18 protein-coding genes and 2 riboswitches are annotated in these 18,991 nt (G+C 44.8%); of the genes, 16 read left to right on the forward strand and 2 right to left on the reverse strand.

What is annotated here, in order from left to right:
- The first annotated feature begins 248 nt into the window (after nt 1–248).
- Nucleotides 249–390, forward strand: a riboswitch (cyclic di-AMP (ydaO/yuaA leader).
- A 177-nt stretch (nt 391–567) separates the two neighbouring features.
- The 12 genes from M3593_RS18465 (at nt 568) to M3593_RS18520 (ending at nt 11,984) form a co-directional block, all read left to right on the forward strand.
- Nucleotides 568–1,908 carry a TrkH family potassium uptake protein gene (locus tag M3593_RS18465; protein ID WP_251544454.1) on the forward strand — a complete coding sequence of 447 codons (1,341 nt, stop codon included), beginning with the start codon at nt 568–570 and terminating at the stop codon, nt 1,906–1,908.
- A gap of 12 nt (nt 1,909–1,920) precedes the next feature.
- Nucleotides 1,921–2,577: a potassium channel family protein gene (locus M3593_RS18470; protein ID WP_251544452.1), complete on the forward strand. Its 657-nt coding sequence runs from the start codon at nt 1,921–1,923 to the stop codon at nt 2,575–2,577.
- Nucleotides 2,578–2,739: 162 nt separating this feature from the next.
- Nucleotides 2,740–3,720, forward strand: a complete 981-nt coding sequence (locus M3593_RS18475; protein WP_251544450.1) for a BMP family lipoprotein — start codon at nt 2,740–2,742, stop codon at nt 3,718–3,720.
- 23 nt (nt 3,721–3,743) lie between these two features.
- Nucleotides 3,744–5,399 carry a methyl-accepting chemotaxis protein gene (locus tag M3593_RS18480; protein ID WP_144478699.1) on the forward strand — a complete coding sequence of 552 codons (1,656 nt, stop codon included), beginning with the start codon at nt 3,744–3,746 and terminating at the stop codon, nt 5,397–5,399.
- A gap of 357 nt (nt 5,400–5,756) precedes the next feature.
- Nucleotides 5,757–6,332 (forward strand): chromate transporter, encoded by a 576-nt coding sequence (locus M3593_RS18485; protein ID WP_251544448.1) that lies wholly within the window; start codon nt 5,757–5,759, stop codon nt 6,330–6,332.
- Complete coding sequence (locus M3593_RS18490; protein ID WP_251544446.1) at nt 6,329–6,859, forward strand: chromate transporter; 531 nt, start codon at nt 6,329–6,331, stop codon at nt 6,857–6,859. Before M3593_RS18485 ends, M3593_RS18490 begins: the two co-directional genes overlap by 4 nt.
- A gap of 143 nt (nt 6,860–7,002) precedes the next feature.
- Nucleotides 7,003–7,107: riboswitch (SAM riboswitch) on the forward strand.
- Between the two features lie 74 nt (nt 7,108–7,181).
- The gene (locus M3593_RS18495; RefSeq protein ID WP_251544444.1) at nt 7,182–8,195 is read left to right on the forward strand and encodes a methionine ABC transporter ATP-binding protein; all 1,014 of its coding nucleotides are present in this window, start codon (nt 7,182–7,184) and stop codon (nt 8,193–8,195) included.
- Nucleotides 8,185–8,850 (forward strand): methionine ABC transporter permease, encoded by a 666-nt coding sequence (locus M3593_RS18500; protein ID WP_251544442.1) that lies wholly within the window; start codon nt 8,185–8,187, stop codon nt 8,848–8,850. Before M3593_RS18495 ends, M3593_RS18500 begins: the two co-directional genes overlap by 11 nt.
- Nucleotides 8,851–8,870: 20 nt before the next feature.
- Nucleotides 8,871–9,698 carry a MetQ/NlpA family ABC transporter substrate-binding protein gene (locus M3593_RS18505; protein WP_251544440.1) on the forward strand — a complete coding sequence of 276 codons (828 nt, stop codon included), beginning with the start codon at nt 8,871–8,873 and terminating at the stop codon, nt 9,696–9,698.
- A 179-nt stretch (nt 9,699–9,877) separates the two neighbouring features.
- Entirely contained in the window at nt 9,878–11,137 is a 1,260-nt protein-coding gene (locus tag M3593_RS18510) for a DUF445 domain-containing protein (RefSeq protein WP_251544438.1), read from the forward strand.
- An 89-nt stretch (nt 11,138–11,226) separates the two neighbouring features.
- Nucleotides 11,227–11,619 (forward strand): hypothetical protein, encoded by a 393-nt coding sequence (locus M3593_RS18515; RefSeq protein WP_251544436.1) that lies wholly within the window; start codon nt 11,227–11,229, stop codon nt 11,617–11,619.
- 5 nt (nt 11,620–11,624) lie between these two features.
- Nucleotides 11,625–11,984, forward strand: a complete 360-nt coding sequence (locus tag M3593_RS18520) for a cupin domain-containing protein (RefSeq protein WP_285848115.1) — start codon at nt 11,625–11,627, stop codon at nt 11,982–11,984.
- Between the two features lie 50 nt (nt 11,985–12,034).
- Here the strand turns inward: M3593_RS18520 and M3593_RS18525 are convergent, their stop codons facing one another.
- Both M3593_RS18525 and M3593_RS18530 read right to left on the reverse strand, forming a co-directional pair.
- Nucleotides 12,035–12,535 carry a DoxX family protein gene (locus tag M3593_RS18525; RefSeq protein ID WP_251544434.1) on the reverse strand — a complete coding sequence of 167 codons (501 nt, stop codon included), beginning with the start codon at nt 12,533–12,535 and terminating at the stop codon, nt 12,035–12,037.
- A 194-nt stretch (nt 12,536–12,729) separates the two neighbouring features.
- Nucleotides 12,730–13,245, reverse strand: a complete 516-nt coding sequence (locus tag M3593_RS18530; RefSeq protein ID WP_144478717.1) for a DoxX family protein — start codon at nt 13,243–13,245, stop codon at nt 12,730–12,732.
- A gap of 196 nt (nt 13,246–13,441) precedes the next feature.
- Between M3593_RS18530 and M3593_RS18535 the strand changes: the two genes are divergently transcribed.
- From M3593_RS18535 to M3593_RS18550, 4 genes are all read left to right on the forward strand, one after another.
- Nucleotides 13,442–14,629: an MFS transporter gene (locus tag M3593_RS18535; protein ID WP_251544432.1), complete on the forward strand. Its 1,188-nt coding sequence runs from the start codon at nt 13,442–13,444 to the stop codon at nt 14,627–14,629.
- A 192-nt stretch (nt 14,630–14,821) separates the two neighbouring features.
- Nucleotides 14,822–16,207 carry an MBL fold metallo-hydrolase gene (locus tag M3593_RS18540; RefSeq protein ID WP_251544429.1) on the forward strand — a complete coding sequence of 462 codons (1,386 nt, stop codon included), beginning with the start codon at nt 14,822–14,824 and terminating at the stop codon, nt 16,205–16,207.
- A 671-nt stretch (nt 16,208–16,878) separates the two neighbouring features.
- The gene (locus M3593_RS18545) at nt 16,879–17,577 is read left to right on the forward strand and encodes a response regulator transcription factor (RefSeq protein WP_144478723.1); all 699 of its coding nucleotides are present in this window, start codon (nt 16,879–16,881) and stop codon (nt 17,575–17,577) included.
- Nucleotides 17,567–18,973, forward strand: a complete 1,407-nt coding sequence (locus M3593_RS18550; protein WP_251544478.1) for a HAMP domain-containing sensor histidine kinase — start codon at nt 17,567–17,569, stop codon at nt 18,971–18,973. The genes M3593_RS18545 and M3593_RS18550 overlap by 11 nt, the downstream gene beginning before the upstream one ends.
- Nucleotides 18,974–18,991 lie beyond the last annotated feature (18 nt).

The following is an 18,991-nucleotide window of genomic DNA, read 5'->3' on the forward strand; positions in this document are numbered from 1 at the left end:
ATTTACCTTTAATTCCCCGGCTATAAACCGCGTACAGGTGTGGAGAAAGGTGTTAATGAGTTAACGGAAGTGTAAAACAAAGAAAAACAGCGATTCAGTGAGAAAGTCCTTGATTTCATGTCATTATTGGGAAGAAATGAATAAAATAAGTCATTTTTGCGTTCCTTTTCATGTTTACAACCGAAATCCGGAGGAGTATGATTACAACAGTTTCAGATTTCTGGAACAAAAAACTGAATGAGTTTCATATTTCTAAATCGCTGAATCCGGCAGGAGCGGGGGAACCAATATTGTGGATGCGTCCACTTGGGGTGAAGCCTTTTCAAAAGGCAGGGCTATTCTGAGTCCTAATCCGACAGCTAACTTCGCAAGCGTTACAGAAGAGGAAGATGAAGCTTGTGTGACGACTATTCAAAAGTCCACAAGGCTGAAATCTTTTAGCCTCTGGGGGCTTTTTTGTTTTGCGTGATTTTAGATATGCTTATATCTTGATCCAGTTAAACATAACTCCCTGCCAGGAAATATTAGACGCGTAATTCCTCATACTAAGGAAAGAAGGAAAACACCATGCGTAGGAGATTGTTTATTGAGCTGGACCCTCCAAAGATACTCGTCTTAGGTTTTGGGACGATTATCCTGCTGGGGGCATTGCTGCTGTCACTGCCCTCTGCTACAACTGATGGCAAGGGGCTTCCGCTGCTTGATGCATTTTTCACTGCAACATCGGCTACATGTGTGACAGGGCTGGTTGTCGTGGATACCGGTGACACCTTTACTGCCTTTGGAGAAGTGGTCATCCTGTCGATGATCCAGGTCGGCGGTTTAGGATTTATGAGCTTTGCTACATTGCTCGCATTCATCTTGGGAAAAAGAATTTCATTAAAAGAAAGATTGATTATCCAGGAGTCTTTCAACAACGAGAACGTTGAAGGAGTCGTAAGGCTTGTAAAAAGAATCCTGATTTTCACAGCAACTGCCGAGATTGTCGGCGGAATCCTGTTATCATTCAGGTTTTCGCAGGATATGGCTGCGGGAAAAGCTATTTATTTCGGCTTCTTCCACGCAGTGTCAAACTTTAATAATGCCGGATTTGACTTGATGGGAGGTTTCAGGGGCCTTACTGCCTATGCTGAAGACCCGATCGTCAATCTTACGGTGACGTCACTGATCAGCCTGGGAGGCATCGGGTTCATTGTAATGAATGAACTATTCGAGTATCGAAGCACTCGCCGCTTGTCCCTGCATTCGAAAATGGCACTATCTGTTTCAAGTATTCTGGTAGTTGGCGGGGCTCTCCTGATTTTTATCCTGGAGTATAATAACCCTGCTACCCTGAGGCCTTTATCAGCGGCTGGTAAAATTTTCGGGGCATTTTATCAGGCTGTCACTCCAAGGACTGCGGGTTCAAATACCTTAAGCATTCCTGATTTAAAACAATCAACCTTGTTTTTGATCATCTTCCTGATGTTTATCGGCGCTTCTCCCGGATCAACGGGAGGGGGGATCAAGACTACCACATTTGCCGTCTTGATCGGTGCTGTCAAATCGCAAATCCGCGGCAGGGAAGATGTGACCTTCTTTGGAAGGAGGATGGATTTCTCCATCGTTTCCAAGTCTTTGACGGTGACCATTATTGCTATTTTCTTAGTGATATCCATGACGATGGTGTTAACTATCACAGAACCGGGAAAAGATTTTCTTATGATCTTTTTTGAAGTGGTGTCAGCCTTTTCGACTGTAGGACTTTCAATGGGCTTGACCCCTGAGCTGTCCTCATTCGGGAAAATTTTAATACTTATTACGATGTTTGCGGGCCGGGTTGGTCCATTGACACTTGCTTATGCAGTGGCCAAAAAAAGAAAAGAGGATCACTATCGATATCCAGCTGGAAAAGTGATGATTGGGTAGGAGGAGTATATTATGGCAAAGCAATACGCAGTAATCGGGATGGGGCGTTTTGGGTCCAGTGTAGCGACAACACTGTATTATGAAGGAAATGAAGTGCTGGCGATTGATAAGAGCGAGCAGCATATTGAGGAATATAAAGAGTTTGTTACACATGCGGTAATCGGAGACTCAACTGATGAGCAAACCTTGAAGGCTGTGGGGATCAGGAACTTCGAGACGGTCATCGTGGCAATTGGCGATGATATCCAGGCAAGTATCCTTACCGTTCTGATTTTAAAAGAAATGGGCGTTTCCAATGTCGTGGCCAAAGCGCTCAACAAACACCATGCACAAGTATTATTCAAGGTTGGCGCTGACAAAGTCATCTTCCCTGAACGGGACATGGGGGAACGGGTTGCCCATCAACTGATGGCGTCCCCGAATGTATTGAATTTCATCGAGCTTTCAGATGATTACAGTATTGAGGAAATCAAGCTGCCAATGAGCATGGCAGGCAAAAACCTGATTGAAATCAATCTCCGTGCAAAATACAATATTACCGTAATCGGCGTCAAAACAGCAAATAAGGTCGATATTTCGCCAGATCCGGAAAAGACACTTCGAGCAGAGGATATTCTGATCGTCCTGGGAGAAAATGGCGACTTGCATAAATTCGCGAAAATTAAATAATGACAGGATGAGGCAGGCTGGGAAGAAGACAGCCTGCTTTTTTATTCGTTCACTATTTTGAAAATTTACAAAAAATAGACTTTCTGTTCTGGCATTAATAAAAATAGACGGCGGCCGATGAAATAAATATAAATTTACTTGAAAAGGGAGCAGGACATCAAGATGAAACGAATTATGTATATATTTTTTATCGCAGTTTTACTCGCAGGGGGACTTGCTGGCTGCGCCAACACAGAGTTGAAGGCGAAGGAAAGGGTTAAAATTGGCATCATGTTGTCTGACGTCGGACTTGGCGATCAATCTTTTAGTGATGCAGCGTTTGCCGGACTGACAAAAGCAAGGGATGAATTGGATATTCTTTTTGATTATCGTGAGCTGCAGGAAGCAGGCAGCTATGAAAAGGGGTTTACTGAGCTGGTGGAAGACGGAAATGATCTTGTCATCGGGCTTGGTTTCATGGTTCTTGAGGATTTGGAAAAAGTCGCAAAGAAATATCCGGAACAACAGTTTATACTGGTGGATTCGGTATCAGAAATGGAGAATATCATATCGATTACTTTTAAAGAAGAACAGGGCAGCTTCCTGGCCGGTGCGGTTGCCGGGATGACCACCAAATCAAAGGTCGTCGGATTTGTGGGCGGTGCGGATGTGCCGCTGATCCGCAAATTCAAATCGGGATTTGAGCAGGGTGTGAAAGCAGTCAAGCCGGATGCTGAGATAAAGGTCGCTTACTCTGAGGATTTTGGCAATGCTGACCTTGGAGGAAAGATTGCTGCAGGAATGATCGATGAAGGTGCTGATGTTCTTTATGCTGCCGCTGGTTTTACGGGAGTAGGTGTCTTGAAGGAAGCGCAAGCGAGGAAAAAGTTTGCGATCGGTGTAGATAGCGACCAATACTTTTTTGCCGAAAAGGCCATTATTACTTCCATGCTGAAGAATGTGGATATCGCACTATATGAAGCAGTTAAGGAGTTCCAATCCGAGAAGAAGCTTAAATCAAGGCAAATCGAACTGGGCATTAATGAAAAGGGTGTCGGGCTTGCACCAATCCGGGTCATCAAGCTGAGTCCAGAACAGGAAAAAACCTTGAAAGACTTGGAAGAGAAATTATCAACAAATGAAGTTTCAATTCAGCTAGATTAACAGCTGCAACTGGGGGAACAGACATGACAATTAAAAAGAAATTATTATTGAACTTATTGCTCGCCATTGGCTTATCGATTGTGATGATTTCTTTTATCATTTACAGAATGCTGATGGTCCAGGCATCTAATCAAGATTATGTACAGGTACTGCTGACCGTTCAGAACCTGGAGGCTGAAACATCGGCAACCAAACAATCGCTAAGCAATTTTTCCTTCAGTCCGACCGAAGGGAACAGGCAGGATGCATTAGCGAAAATGGAGAAGACCTCTAAAATTTTTGCTCAGGCAGAAGGATTGATTCAGCAGGAAAACAGCAAGAAAGTGTTGGACAAAGCTTTTGAAAAGTTCAATGCATTGAAGTCCGAAGCTGAGAAGGCACTTGATGATAAAATCAGTGCCGAAGTGAAGCGGCAATCGCTGCGCAGTGAGGGCGTCCTAAATGATCTGTACCTCTTGAATATCCAGGTAAATGATTATTACGATTATCTTCAGGAGGATTTGAAGAACCAGATTCAATTCATAATCCTCTCGGCAATCATCGGCAGCATCCTGCTTGTTGTTGTTGCCGGGGGAATCGGGATCAGGCTGACGAGTTCGATTACAAGGCCATTGAAGCAGATTGCCATCAATGCCCAGGAAATCGCCAAAGGAAACCTGATGATTGAAAAAGTCCCATACAAGCATAAGGATGAGCTGGGGACTTTGAATGAGTCCTTCGACATGATGGCATCTCAATTGACTTCCTTGCTGCAAAAGGTGAATAGGACAAGCAAAGAAGTGGAAGAGTTTGCAGCGGAAATTGAACAGGAAAATGTATCGCTGACAGAGATTTCTAATCAGGTAGCTGTATCAACGGATGAGCTTTCAGCAGGTGCCCAAACTGTTTCGGAAGATCTGCAGCAATCCGTCGAACTGATTGACGACATGGATAAGGAAATCATGCTGAATCTGGACTACAGCCAGGAGTCATCCTCATATAGCCAGGAAGCAGTGGAAGCAATCGGAGAAGGCAGAAAAGCAATAGAAGGGCAAAAAGTGTTAATTACAGAAAACAAAGCGGCATCCTATTCCATCCAGACAGCAACGGGCAAGTTTGTTGGTTATGCCGCTAAAATTGAAGACATGGCCAAATCTGTTTCGGCAATCGCAGCCCAGACCAATCTGCTTGCGTTGAATGCAGCGATCGAAGCTGCAAGGGCTGGAGAGGCGGGCAAAGGATTTGCGGTCGTTGCGTCCGAGGTCAGGAAGCTGGCTGAAGAGTCAAACCTCGCAACAACGCAAATTTTCGATATGGTCAATCTGTTGAAGACTGGACTAGATGAAATCGGAGAAGCTGTGAACAAAGGCGGCGCCATCGCTGATGAGCAAATGGATTCGATGAACCTGACAATGTCAGCTTTTGAAAATATCGAAGCCAGAGTCAGCGGCATCTCTGAAAAAATCACCCAGCTTGTAAGCGGAATGGAAGCCTCCAAGGAACTGGGAGCCAAGGTCCTGCACAATGTTGAATCCATCAGTGCCGTCGTCGAAGAAACAGCAGCTGGAAGTGAAGAAATTTCAGCCTCCACAACGGAACAATTATCGGCATTCGGCAACCTTTCGAAAAAGGTAACAGACTTGAGGAAACTGACCAATGAGTTGAATGAATCTGTTTCTATCTTTAAGTTTAATAAATGATTATAAGAGTATCATGGCCTGGAGCTGTGGTACTTTTTTTATGGAGCAAAATGGACACTTGGTCGAATTATTTGAAAAAGTGGTCGAAATAATCCAAAATGTGGTCGATATATCCGGAAATTTAGTCGAAATAATCTAAAAAGTGTTCGAAAAAATGAAAAAATCGCCAAAATAATGAGTTGAGCAGTAAATCAGTGCATATAAAATGGCGGAAATTATGATAAATGATTCCCGACGGTGATATGATCCCTTTAATTTACATGCAGTTTCCAATATATGAGTCTATAATAAAATAAAAGAAATAAGAATTATAGAAAGAGACTGCATAGGGCTAAAAACAGAAGAGAAGGTGAAGTGTTGAAACAAAAAGATTTATTCCTGGCATTTTTCCGCGTGGGAATCCTTGGCTATGGCGGCGGGCCGTCATCGATTCCGCTCGTACATAAGGAAGTGGTAGATAAGTATAAATGGATGGACTCTGATGAGTTCGGTGATATTCTGGCTTTGGGAAATGCGCTCCCCGGTCCGATCGCGACGAAAATGGCAGGGTATATCGGTTATCGAGTGGGCGGGACCCTGGGCATGGTCAATGCCCTGGCCGCAACGATGATTCCGACAATTATCCTGATGATTATCCTGCTTACGACTCTGAACTCATACAAGGATCAGCCGTGGGTAAAAGGAATGGCAGATGCTGTTGTACCGGTTGTTGCCGTCATGCTCGCTGTCCTGACATGGGACTTCATTAAGAAATCGGGTAAATCGAAGCTTGGCTGGGCCTGGACAGCTATTGCGCTGATTGCCAGCCTGGTGCTCCTCCAGATCTTGAATATACATCCGGCAATCTTGATTTTCATTTTGCTGCTTGGCGCTTTAATAAAAAAAGACTCTTCTCCAATTGAAAAGAAACAAATGGGAGGGGAGCAGAAATGATTTATTTCCAAATATTTTTGGCCTTTTTCATTCCTGGTATTTTAGGCTATGGCGGAGGGCCGGCCTCCATCCCGTTGATTGAAAATGAAGTCGTCGACCGATACTATTGGATGACGGTCAATGAATTCAGTGAAGTACTGGCGATGGGCAATGCACTCCCTGGACCAATCGCGACCAAGATGGCCGGGTATATCGGCTATTCAGAAGGCGGAATCCTCGGTGCCATTGTCGGTGTGTTTGCAGCCGTGGCACCATCGCTGGTTCTGATGATCGGTCTGCTAGGACTGTTGATGAAATTCAAGGATTCTCCTCGTGTCAAAAGGCTGACAATCGTCGTCCGGCCAGTCATTGCGGTGCTCCTGGGAGTCATGACCTATGATTTCTTTTTTTCTTCCTATGAAGGAGTAGGATTGACACAGACCATCCTGATTGGCGGCATCAGCTTCGTCCTGATGGAAAAACTGAAGGTACACCCGGCGTATGTCATAGCCGGTGCCCTCGTCTATGGTGCCCTTGTTTTAGCGTAAACAAGGGTTTTTCTTTTTGAAAATAAATTCTCTTACAGCCCCAATGATGTAAGCGATTACAACCTGAAAAAGACTAAAAAACTCTGTTGACAAATATTTCAGAGAGTTTTAATATTTCAATTATCAAAATGAATTTAATAAGTTACTTATCAAGAGAGACTGAGGGATTAGGCCCGATGACGTCCGGCAACCTCCTTTATGGAAAGGTGCCACTTCCTACAGAATGGTTTCATTCTGAAAGATAAGTCGTATAGATATTTACGATGCCTCTTTCTTTGAATGAAAGAGGCTTTTTTTATTGAGTGAAAATGGGGGTGCAAAAATGATTGAAGTGAAGAATCTGGTCAAGGTATATGACACGAAAAAGGGATCGGTGACAGGCGTTGACGATGTTTCGTTAAAAGTAGAAAAGGGCGAAATTTACGGGATTGTCGGATACAGCGGCGCAGGCAAAAGTTCTTTGCTGAGATGCCTGAACCTCCTGGAGAAGCCGACATCGGGAGAGGTTTTTATTGAGGGAGTGGAGCTAACCTCTTTAAGTAAGGGCGAGCTAAGGAAAGCCCGTTTGAAAATAGGGATGATTTTTCAGCATTTCCATCTTGTAAGTGCAAAGACAGTCAGCGAAAACATCGCTTTTGCGCTAAAAGCTGCCGGCACTCCGAAAACAGAGATAAATGAGAGAGTGCTAGAGCTTTTACATATGGTGGGCCTTTCCGACAAGAAAGACGTCTATCCTGCACAGCTGTCCGGCGGCCAAAAACAGCGTGTTGGCATAGCCAGGGCGCTGGCGAATAATCCATCCGTCCTTCTATGTGATGAAGCAACCTCCGCTCTTGACCCAAGCACGACACGCTCTATTTTATCTTTACTTAAAAAGATTAATAGAGAGTTAGGAATCACAATCGTGCTTATAACGCATGAAATGGAAGTGGTCAAGACGATTTGTGACCGAATGGCTGTGATGCAAGATGGAAAAATCATTGAAGAGGGAAATGTCTACGATGTTTTTGCCAATCCACAGGAGCCGCTGACAAAGGATTTCGTCAACTCCATCCTACAATTCGAATTGCCGGAAAGACTGATGAAGGAGCGGGAAGGCAAATTGATCAAGATTTATTTCCAGGGCGAGATTGCCGAGCAGGGGGTCATCTCGGATGTATTCCAGAAATTCAAGGTGAGGGGAAACATCCTTCACGGCAAAATCGAGTATATTCAGGAAATCCCACTAGGAATTTTCATTATGGAAGTTTCGGGCGAGACACTTGAAATCGACCGGGCCATTGAATACATCGCAGCAAGGACAAGAAATCTGGAGGTGATTGAAGATGCTGCTTGATAACCTGGTCGCACTGCTGCCGGAACTGAATAAAGCATTCTTTGAAACAATTTATATGGTCGGCATCTCCATCCTTGTCTCGATCATTGTTGGGCTGCCAACAGGGGTTCTTCTTTTTGTCACCGATAAAGGCCTGTTCCTGGAAAATCAGCTATTTAAAACCATTGCCGGTTTTATCGTCAATATGATCCGCTCGGTTCCGTTCATCATCCTGTTGATCGCACTGCTGCCGCTGGCGAATTTAATCGCCGGCACGACAATCGGGCCGACTGCGGCATCTGTTTCATTATCTGTCGCGGCGATTCCGTTCTTTGCGAGAATCGTAGAGCAAAGCTTGCGCGAAATTGATAAAGGGGTCATCGAGGCAGCGGTGGCCACCGGAGCTACTCCGTGGATGATCATCAAGGATGTGCTCATTCCAGAGGCTAAACCGGGAATCGTCCAGGGTGTCACCATCACGATCATCAGCCTTGTGGCATACTCGGCAATGGCCGGAATCGTTGGCGGCGGCGGAGTCGGTGACCTGGCAATCCGCTTCGGTTATTACCGGTATGACAATACCATCATGATTACGACGGTTATTATCCTGATATGCCTTGTCCAGCTGATTCAGTTTGGCGGCGACAGGATTGCTAAATTAGTAGACAAAAGATAAAAATTGGGGGTTATTTTAAAATGAAGAAATTATTATTCTCCTTACTGTTACTTCTATCAAGCAGCTTGTTGGCTGCATGCGGAAGTGACTCAGCCTCTGGCGGCGATGCGAAGGCTGACAAAAAGCAGGTAACATTCGGAGCGACATCCGGACCGTACAGTGATATGGTCACAAAAGGCATCAAGCCTCTGCTTGAGAAAAAAGGCTATGAAGTGAAAGTGGTCGAATTCAGCGATTACATCCAGCCTAATCTGGCCTTGTCAAAAGGAGACCTTGACGCCAACCTGTTCCAGCACAAGGTGTACATGGAGAATTTTGCAAAAGAACACGATCTTGAACTGTCTGAAGTGATTGTCGTACCAACAGCGCCAATGGGGATCTACTCCAAGAAGTTCAATTCACTGGATGAAGTCGCAGAGGGTTCAGACATCGCGATTCCAAACGATCCAACAAATGCTGCGCGTGCCTTCCTGATCCTTGAGGATGCCGGCCTGATCACACTAGATCCTAATGCTGATCCGCTGACTGTTTCTGAAAAAGATGTAAAAGATAATGTCAAGAACCTGCAGTTCAAGCCAATCGAAGCAGCTCAGCTTCCAAGGGCTGTTGAGAGCGTCGACCTGTCGGCTGTACCTGGCAACTTTGCCCTTGCAGCAAAAATGGATCTGTTAACTGCACTTCAGCTTGAAAACATGCCGGACCAATATCGCAACCGTGTCGTCATTAATACCAAGGACCAGGATGCCCAATTCGCAAAGGACATCAAAGAAGTTGTCGAGTCCGATGAATTTGAAAAAATCATTGATAATGATTTCAAAGGTTTTGGAAAGCCAGAGTGGATGAAGTAAGAGAGTGACCATTAGGAAGTCCCGGAGCGCCTGCTCCTGGGACTTTTCCTTTTTTATAGCTTTCTCCCCTATAAATTGGGTAAAATATTGAAGAGACTCTTTTTCCGAAATTCACATTGGGGGCTCCAGAAGTAGAAACATTACACAAATTTCAATCAAACAGTAACAGAGGGAGATATATGGAAAAACGAAATAATAGATCTAGACATTTAGCCGCTATTTCGCTGGCGATTATGGGAGCGGGGTTCCTTGCGATGATTCCTTTCCAGGACTCGCTGATCGGGAAACTGCTGATGGGCGGCTTTGAGGCGGGGCTGGTCGGCGGACTCGCTGACTGGTTTGCTGTGACGGCGCTGTTCAGGCATCCGCTCGGCATCCCGATTCCGCATACGGCACTTTTGCCTAAAAACCGTGATAAGGTAACGCGTGCGTTAATCAATATGCTTGAGAATGACTGGCTCACAAAAGAAAGCATCATGGAAAAGTTCAAGCAGATTCATATTTTGGATAAAATTTTTGAAACAGTTGAGAAGGAACTTCACTCTGAATCTGTTAAAAACAGCATCCAGGCATTCAGCCTGGATGTGGCTAGGAAAGTGGACGTTGAAAGATTTGCGCCAACAATCGAAGAAGAAATCAAAGGCTTCCTGCTCTCAGCGGATTCTTCCGAGTTTTTGCAAAAGGCCTCAAGCCATATCCTGGCGAAGGAATATGATTCAGCTGCATTTGACTATGTCCTGCAAGAGACAGAAAAATGGGCATCACAGGCTGAAGCGAAAATAGTCCTTGGCAAGCTTGGAAAACAGGCAATTGATACAACCGAAGCGGATGGTCTCCTGAAATTCGCAATTCAATCTTTCAGCAATATGATCACCGAAGAAAAGGTCGGCAACATCTTGCAATCATTTATTTTAAAAAGAATGAAAAACCTGCAGCAGGAGGATAACCGATACCGCCATATGATTCTTGAAAAGATCCAAAAAGAACTGGGAAGTATCAGTGAGCGCGAAGCCCTCATGTCGGAAATCCAATCCTGGAAAAATAAAATGGTCGAAGAAATGGATTTGACCGGACAAATCAAAGGAGTCCTGGCTAAGTCTAAGGATCGCTTGATGGCTTTTATCGAAAAGGACAGTTTTATGGATGACACGGTGATTCCCGTTGTGAAAAAATTCATTGATGAAATCAAAGCAGACGATGAAAAAGTTTCAGCGACCGAACCATGGCTTCATGCTAAAATAGCTGGGCTGATTGAAAGAAACCATTCGAAAATCGGGAAGCTTGTCAGAGAAAACCTGGATAAGCTTGATACAGAAACACTGATTGACATGATGGAAAACAATGTTGGAAAAGACCTGCAATGGATCAGGGTGAACGGCGCGGTATGCGGTTTCCTGATCGGACTGGGCTTAACCATCTTCAAACTCATTGTCATGTGAACGTGAGACCAATTCGTTATCGGATTGGTCTTTTTACTATATTCGGGAATAAGAAATAAATGGTAGTATAATGGCAGGGAGGGGGATGTATGGTTAAAAGCGGATTGCTTTTGAAACTGGGGTTGCTAATTGTGTTCATGACTGCTTTAACGGTGTATGGAGCTTATCACTGCAAAATTGTGGATGGACCATACGATAAGCTGACAATCAGTAACATAGATGGCATCATTCACGTGATTGAGGACAAGGGTGAAATCGAAAAGATCCTATCCAAAATCAATGAAGGCAAACGTTCATTCAACTATAATGATGGCTTTACATACGATTCTTTACCCCATGGCATCCTGAACTTTGAAAATGAAGCGGAAAAAGTCCAAATAGGATACATAGTAACAACCGGGAATACGGTAACAAAATTTTGGGAGATAGAGACGGATTTTCTATTTGAAACCCTTCCGAATGCAACATCTAAAAAGGAGTGATTGAGCTGGAAAAGGTTAATATCAGTGAAAAGTTTTCGCTTTTTAATGACTATTGGAGCCCGAAAATAGCGGGGGAAATCAATGATATGCATGTGAAATTCGCCAAGCTGAAGGGGGAATTCATCTGGCATAAGCATGAACATGAGGATGAGATGTTCCTCGTTATGAAAGGAAAGCTCTTGCTCAAGTTTCGGGATAAAGATGTGCATTTGAATGAGGGAGAATTTATCATTGTGCCAAAAGGCGTGGAGCACCTTCCAATTGCCGAGGAGGAAGCACATGTCATCTTTTTCGAGCCAAAGTCCACATTGAATACCGGTAATGAAGAGAATGACCGAACGATGTCTGATCTTCAATCGATATAAATGGCTATATGACAAAAGCCTCCTGAGATGACTCAGGAGGCTAGCGTAATTCATTTAGCTGCCGCTTTGTTCCTAAAGATTGTTTTTCGGATGAATGGGATCACCCAGCGGTCCAGCCCATATCTTCCTGCGTTATATCCGGCGAAAAGGAGGATGAAGCCAAAGAAGATATCTGTTGGGTTGTGTGATACGGTTCCGGCAAGGAAGAAACTGAAGTTCATGATCAATCCGAAGAACATTGCTGCTGTTGTCAGACAGCCAAGAATGAGTCCCAATCCAACGAGGAATTCACCGACAGGAACAATAAAGTTGAAAAGCTCAATATTTGGAAGTGCGAAATTTTCCAGAAAAGATACATACCATCCATAAACAATTCCATCAGGGCCTTTGACAGGGTTGGCAATGGCATTGGTCAAATACCCTGTTGCATCAAATCCCTCTCCGGTCAATTTTCCCCATCCGGCAGTCATCCAGTTATAGCCTAGCCAGATCCGAATGAATGTCAGCAGGCCAGCTGCCACATTGTTTTCCCTTAACCACTTTGCGAACATATGAATCGCATCCCTTCAAAAATGAATGATTATTTGATTACACTACAATATATTGGTTTTCGGCCTTTTGATGCGGGCCAGAGAACGCTGTTCACAAAATAGCAATAACATATTGTCAAGAATTTGAACGAGCGATAATCTGCAAGGAAATGAAAAAGAGCCTGCAGAAAACAGGCTCTTTAAGGTCTTTAATGTTAAACGGTTTTATGTGCGGCTTCCGGTTCTCTCTTTAAAACAGTCTTGCGGATGAAAGGAACTACCCAGCGGTCTAAACCGTATTTGCCAGCATTGTAGCCAGCGAACAGAATGATGAAGCCGAAGAAGATGTCAGTTGGGTTATGAGATACAGTGCCGGCAAGGAAGAAACTGAAGTTCATCACAAGTCCGAAGAACATCGCAGCAGTTGTCAAACAACCTAGGATCAATCCAAGACCGATAAGGAATTCACCAAGCGGCACGATGAAGTTGAATAGGTCGACGTTTGGAATCGCGAAGTTTTCAAGGAAATTCACATACCATCCATAAACCATGTGTCCATCCGGGCCTTTCACTGGATTGGCAACTGCATTTTTCAGATATCCGGTAGCATCGAATCCTTCACCAGTCAATTTACCCCATCCAGCAGTCATCCAGTTATATCCGAGCCATACCCTGATGACAGTCAACAGGCCAGCAGCAACATTGTTTTCTCTTAACCATTTCGCTAACATCTAAATCGCTTCCCTTCAAAAATTAGTAATTATTGATTACACTTACAATATATCAAAATCCGAAATAAAAATGAGTTATCTGTGAAGTTGTTCACAAAAACGCAACAACAAATTGACGGAATATTGAACATGATCCTTTTTTAAAGGAAAAGTGGCAACAGTGCCTTATCAATTCAGTCAGAAAGGAAGAAAGCATATGGATCAATCAGCAAGAGAAGCTCAGCAAAATCAGGGCACTGAGAAAATTTGGAGCAAGGATTTCCTGTTTATATTCCTGGCGAATTTCTTCATATTCCTCGGGTTTCAAATGACCTTGCCTACCATCCCGCTATTCGTGGAGCATTTGGGCGGAAATGACCAATTGATCGGTTTTGTCGTAGGAATTTTCACCTTTTCGGCATTGCTCGTGCGCCCTTTCGCCGGCCGGATGCTGGAAACGAAAGGGAGAGGCTTCATTTACCTCACAGGTCTGGCAATCTTTGTGTTCTCAGTAGGTTCATTTGGATTCGCATCTGGAATTGCCTTCTTGTTTCTAATGCGAATTATCCAGGGGGTTGGCTGGGGATTTTCGACAACAGCATCTGGCACGATCGCAACGGATTTAATCCCCCCGAGGCGCAGGGGAGAAGGAATGGGATACTTCGGGCTCTCCGGAAACGTTGCTCTCGCGATGGGACCTACGCTTGGACTTGCTTTGGCTGCTGCCATTACCTTCAAACAATTATTTCTAATCAGTGCCGCTCTGGGCATTGCTGCATTTCTCCTTGCATCACGTATCACCTATAAAAAGGTGGAACAGTCCGAAGAGAAAACAGTGAAGCGAAGGTGGGATGTATATGAAAGATCTGCCCTGCAGCCGTCCTTGCTATTATTGTTCATTACGATCACCTTTGGAGGAATCGCTTCATTCCTGCCGCTCTACTCAGCGCAGAAGGGAATCGCAGGGATCGAGTGGTACTTTTTTATTTTTGCGTTGACGCTGATGCTCTCCAGGTCATTCGCAGGCCAACTTTATGATAAAAAAGGACATGGTGCTGTCTTCCTGCCAGGAACATTTTTAATCATGATCGCTATGATCCTTTTAGCGTGGCTGCCTAACAGCCTTGTGATGTTCATTGCAGCCGGCCTGTATGGATTCGGTTTTGGCTCCGTCCAGCCCGCATTACAGGCTTGGGCTGTCCAGGATGCTCCGATGAACAGGAAAGGGATGGCGAATGCCACTTTCTTCTCCTTTTTCGATTTAGGTGTTGGAGTTGGGGCGATGGCTTTCGGCCAGATTGGCCACTGGCTTGGATATGGAAGTATCTACATTGCTTCCGCCATTTCCGTTTTTGCTTCAATTCTTCTCTATATTTTAATGATGAAAAAGACCCCAAGAACCTAGACCTGCTTCCGGCTTTGGAGCAGGTTCTTTTTATTTGAAGTAGAAATTTTAATAGAGTAAAATACTGTTGTAGGTATATTTTGGAATTAGAGCAGCACCTGGCACCGGGGTTTTTTACTTTTAAAAAATATGGTGTGGGGTATAAAAGAATAAACTCTTCATAAACCTATTAAAAATGAAGGAGGAATTCATATGTATTTCAAATCATTTTTTGATGACCAGCTAGCACATATGTCGTACTTGATCGGCTGCCAGAGGACGGGCGAGGCGCTTGTCATCGACCCGGCAAGGAATATCCAGCCTTATCTGGATATCGCAAAAAAAGAAGGATTCAATATTTCAGCCGCAACCGAAACCCATATTCATGCGGATTATCTGTCAGGAGCAAGGGAGCTTGCTCACCACCATGGCGCCAAGCTGTATGTATCAGATGAAGGGGATAAGGACTGGAAATATCAATATGTCGACCAGTATGAGCATGAATTGCTGACTGAGGGCTCGACTTTCAATATTGGGAATATTTATTTTGAAGTGATCCACACGCCAGGACATACGCCGGAAAGCATCTCATTCCTGCTGACGGATAAGGGCGGCGGTGCCAATGAACCAATGGGCATCTTTACGGGCGACTTCCTGTTTGTAGGCGATGTCGGCCGTCCTGACCTTCTCGAAAAAGCAGCTGGCATCAAGGATACATCGGAAGCAGGCGCCCGCCAGATGTACGAATCGCTCCGCAAAGTGGAAAACCTGTCTGACTTCCTGCAAATATGGCCAGCACACGGAGCAGGAAGCGCCTGTGGAAAATCCCTAGGCGCGGTGCCAATGTCGACATTAGGCTATGAAAAAAAATTCAACTGGGCTTTCCAGATCAAAGAAGAGGACCAATTTGTTCAGGAGCTGCTAGCCGGACAACCAGAGCCTCCGAAATACTTCGCTCAGATGAAAAAGCTGAACAAGGAAGGCCCTGAATTGCTCAGACGCGAGGAAACCCCTGAAGTGTCATTGTCCGACACAGGGAATGCTGCAGTCGTAGATACCCGGCAGGCAAGTGACTATGCCGCGGGGCATGCAGAAGGAACGATCAACATTCCATACAATAAATCCTTCGCAAACTGGGCAGGCTGGCTATTAAGCTATGGCCAGGACATCGTATTGATCGCAGAACCGGAAAAACTGCCTGATGTGAAAAAATCCCTGCAATCAATCGGTCTTGACCAGGTAACCGGGTATGTTGATCCGGAAGAGCTCGGAGGAAGCCACGAGGAATATAAGTCTGTAACTGCCAGCGAGGCAAAAGAGCTAATGGAAGACGAAAACTACTTTGTCATCGACGTCCGCAACCAGAGCGAATGGGACAGCGGCCATATCCCCGGTGCCCATCATATGATGCTCGGCAACCTGACCGACAAGCTTGACGAAGTGCCAAAAGACAAGAAAATCATCGCCCATTGCCAATCAGGAGCACGCTCTGCCATCGGAACAAGCCTGCTGCTGAAAAATGGCTTCAAGGATGTATTAAACCTCGAAGGCGGCTTCTCCGCATGGGAACAAGAAGGATTGCCTGTTAAAAAAGATTAAGACCAGAGCCAGCTCATTCTGTGAGCTGGCTTCTTTTTTTTACAAGAGTTAGTGCTGATGCATGTGAATGTGAAAAAGCAAAGCTCCCTTGTTTGTAAGAATATAATAGTTGTCACCAATAGAGGTTATTGGAGCCTTGATTTGTAAGAATATAGGAGAACCGGGTCACCAATAGAGCGTATTGGGGCCTTGATTTGTAAGAATATAGGATAATTGTGTCACCAATAGAGCGTATTGGGGCCTTGATTTGTAAGAATATAGGAGAACTGGGTCACCAATAGAGCGTATTGGGGCCTTGATTTGTAAGAATATAGGAGAATTGTGTCACCAATAGAGCGTATTGAGGCCTTGATTTGTAAGAATATAGGAGAACTGTGACGCCAATAGAGTGTATTGGGACTTTGATTTGTAACAATATAGGAGAATCTTGTCACCAATAGGGCGTATTGGAGCTGTGATTTGTAAGAATATAGTAGGGTCGTGGCATCAATACAGCTTATAGGAACCCTAATTTTTAAAGTGGCTAGGAAAAAGAGGTAACTGTCCCTTTTAATCATGAACAAACTATGTCCAATCCATTAAATAATCTGTAACATTACCCTAATCAGTTGATTATGTTCCTGTTGCGCTATAATTTAGAGATAACAGATTTCGTAATAGAGGGGATTGCCGTGAAAATATTAGTGATTGAGGATAATGAGAGTGTGTGCGCGATGATTGAGATGTTTTTTTCGAAAGAGGGCATTGAAGGCAGGTTTGTGAATGATGGCCTAGAGGGTTATGAGGCTTATAAAAATGAGGATTGGGATTTAATGATTGTCGACTGGATGCTGCCGGGGATGGATGGTGTCACCTTATGCAGGAAGATCAGGCAGGAGGGCAGTGATATTCCCATTATCATGCTGACGGCAAAGGACAGTGAGTCGGACCAGGTTCTTGGGCTTGAAATGGGGGCGGATGATTATGTGACGAAGCCGTTCAGTCCGCTGGCTTTGATGGCGAGGATCAAGGCTGTGGCACGCCGTTACCAAAAACAGAAGCCTGACGAGAACAGCGATGTCGGGACAAGCCGGCTGAAAATCAACAAAGAAACACGTGAGGTGAGCCTGGACGGCAAGCCAGTGACGAATTTGACACCAAAAGAGTTTGACCTGCTCCTGCTTTTCGCCCAGCATCCGCGTCAGGTGTTTACGAGGGAACAGCTTCTCGAGCGTGTCTGGGGTTATCAGTTTTACGGAGATGAGCGTACGGTCGATGTCCATATCAAGCGTTTAAGGAAGAAGCTTGGCACAGCTGAACAGCCATTCTTCCACACTGTATGGGGAGTCGGCTATAAATTCGACGAATGTGTTGATGGGCATGAAGGTTAAGTATATCTACCAGCAATTCCTCAGCCATATCAGCATTATCATTGTCGCTTTCCTCATCCTTAGTCTTGTTTTCACACAATATGTTGAAACACTGGTCTATAAAAACAAGACGGAGGAGCTGGTTTCCTATGGTGAGAATATCCTGCGGGATCTCGACCGGGGTAGGGAACAGCCGGACCAGGTGATCAACCAGTATGCCCGCGTCCTGTTTGGACGTGATATCCAATTCAGTGTGTTTGATGAAAATATCCAGCTGCTGAATCCCATCCGGTGGAGAGGGCCGGCGATTGAATTATCGGAAAAAGAGTGGAGCCAGCTTACAAACGGAAAACCGATTGTGAAAAATTATGACCTTGAAAGGTATGACCGTGCTGTGACCTTGGTTGTTTTGCCATATTTGGACCGCGGGAATTTCGTTGGCGGCATTCTCCTTACCTCTCCAATCAGCGGGACACGGGAAATGATTACCGAAATCAATAAGTATTTGTTTTATACGATGCTGATTGGCCTTGGCGTTTCGTTTTTGCTGAGCTGGGTGTTATCGCGAATTCACGTCAACAGGATCAAAAAGCTCCAGGAAGCAACATCGGCCGTCTCAGCTGGGGACTATACTGTAAAAGTACCAAGTTCGGATTTTGATGAGATTGGCGAGTTGGCAAATGATTTTAACGGCATGGTCGACAGGCTGAATGAATCAAAATCCGAAATCGAGAACCTGGAGAACCGGCGGCGCCAGTTTATGTCCGATGTGTCACATGAATTGAGGACGCCGCTCACGACCATCAGCGGGATCATCGAAGGCCTGAGGAATAATATGATTCCCGAGGCGGAAAAAGAGCGGGGAATCAACCTGGTCAGCCAGGAAACGAAGCGGCTGATCAGACTCGTCAATGAGAATCTTGATTATGATAAGATCCGTTCAAACCAGGTTCAGCTTGTAAAAGAAGATATTGAACTGATCGAAGTGCTCGAAATCATCCAGGATCAGCTCGGATTGCAGGCAGAGGAACGCAATAATAGAATCGAGATCGAGGCAGAGGAAGCGGCGATGGTCCATGCTGATTATGACCGTCTCGTCCAGATTTTGATCAATATTACGAAAAACAGCATCCAGTTCACGGATAACGGAACAGTCTGGCTCCGTGGCAGGATGAAAGGCAGCACAACGGTGATTGAGATAGAGGACACTGGCATCGGTATTGAACCGGCCGAAATTGAAAAAATCTGGCATCGTTTTTACAAAGCCGATATCTCGAGGACGAGCAATCCGTTTGGGGAATTCGGTCTCGGTTTGTCCATCGTCAAACAGCTGGTGCAGATGCATGACGGGAAGATTTCTGTGGAAAGCGAGCATGGAAAAGGGACCAGGTTTGTGATTGAGCTCCCTTTTCGCTAAGATAATAAAGAAGCTGTG

It is taken from the genome of Mesobacillus sp. MER 48 (genome assembly GCF_023714225.1).
In the GTDB taxonomy this organism is placed as follows: Bacteria; Bacillota; Bacilli; order Bacillales; family Cytobacillaceae; genus Mesobacillus; species Mesobacillus oceanisediminis_A.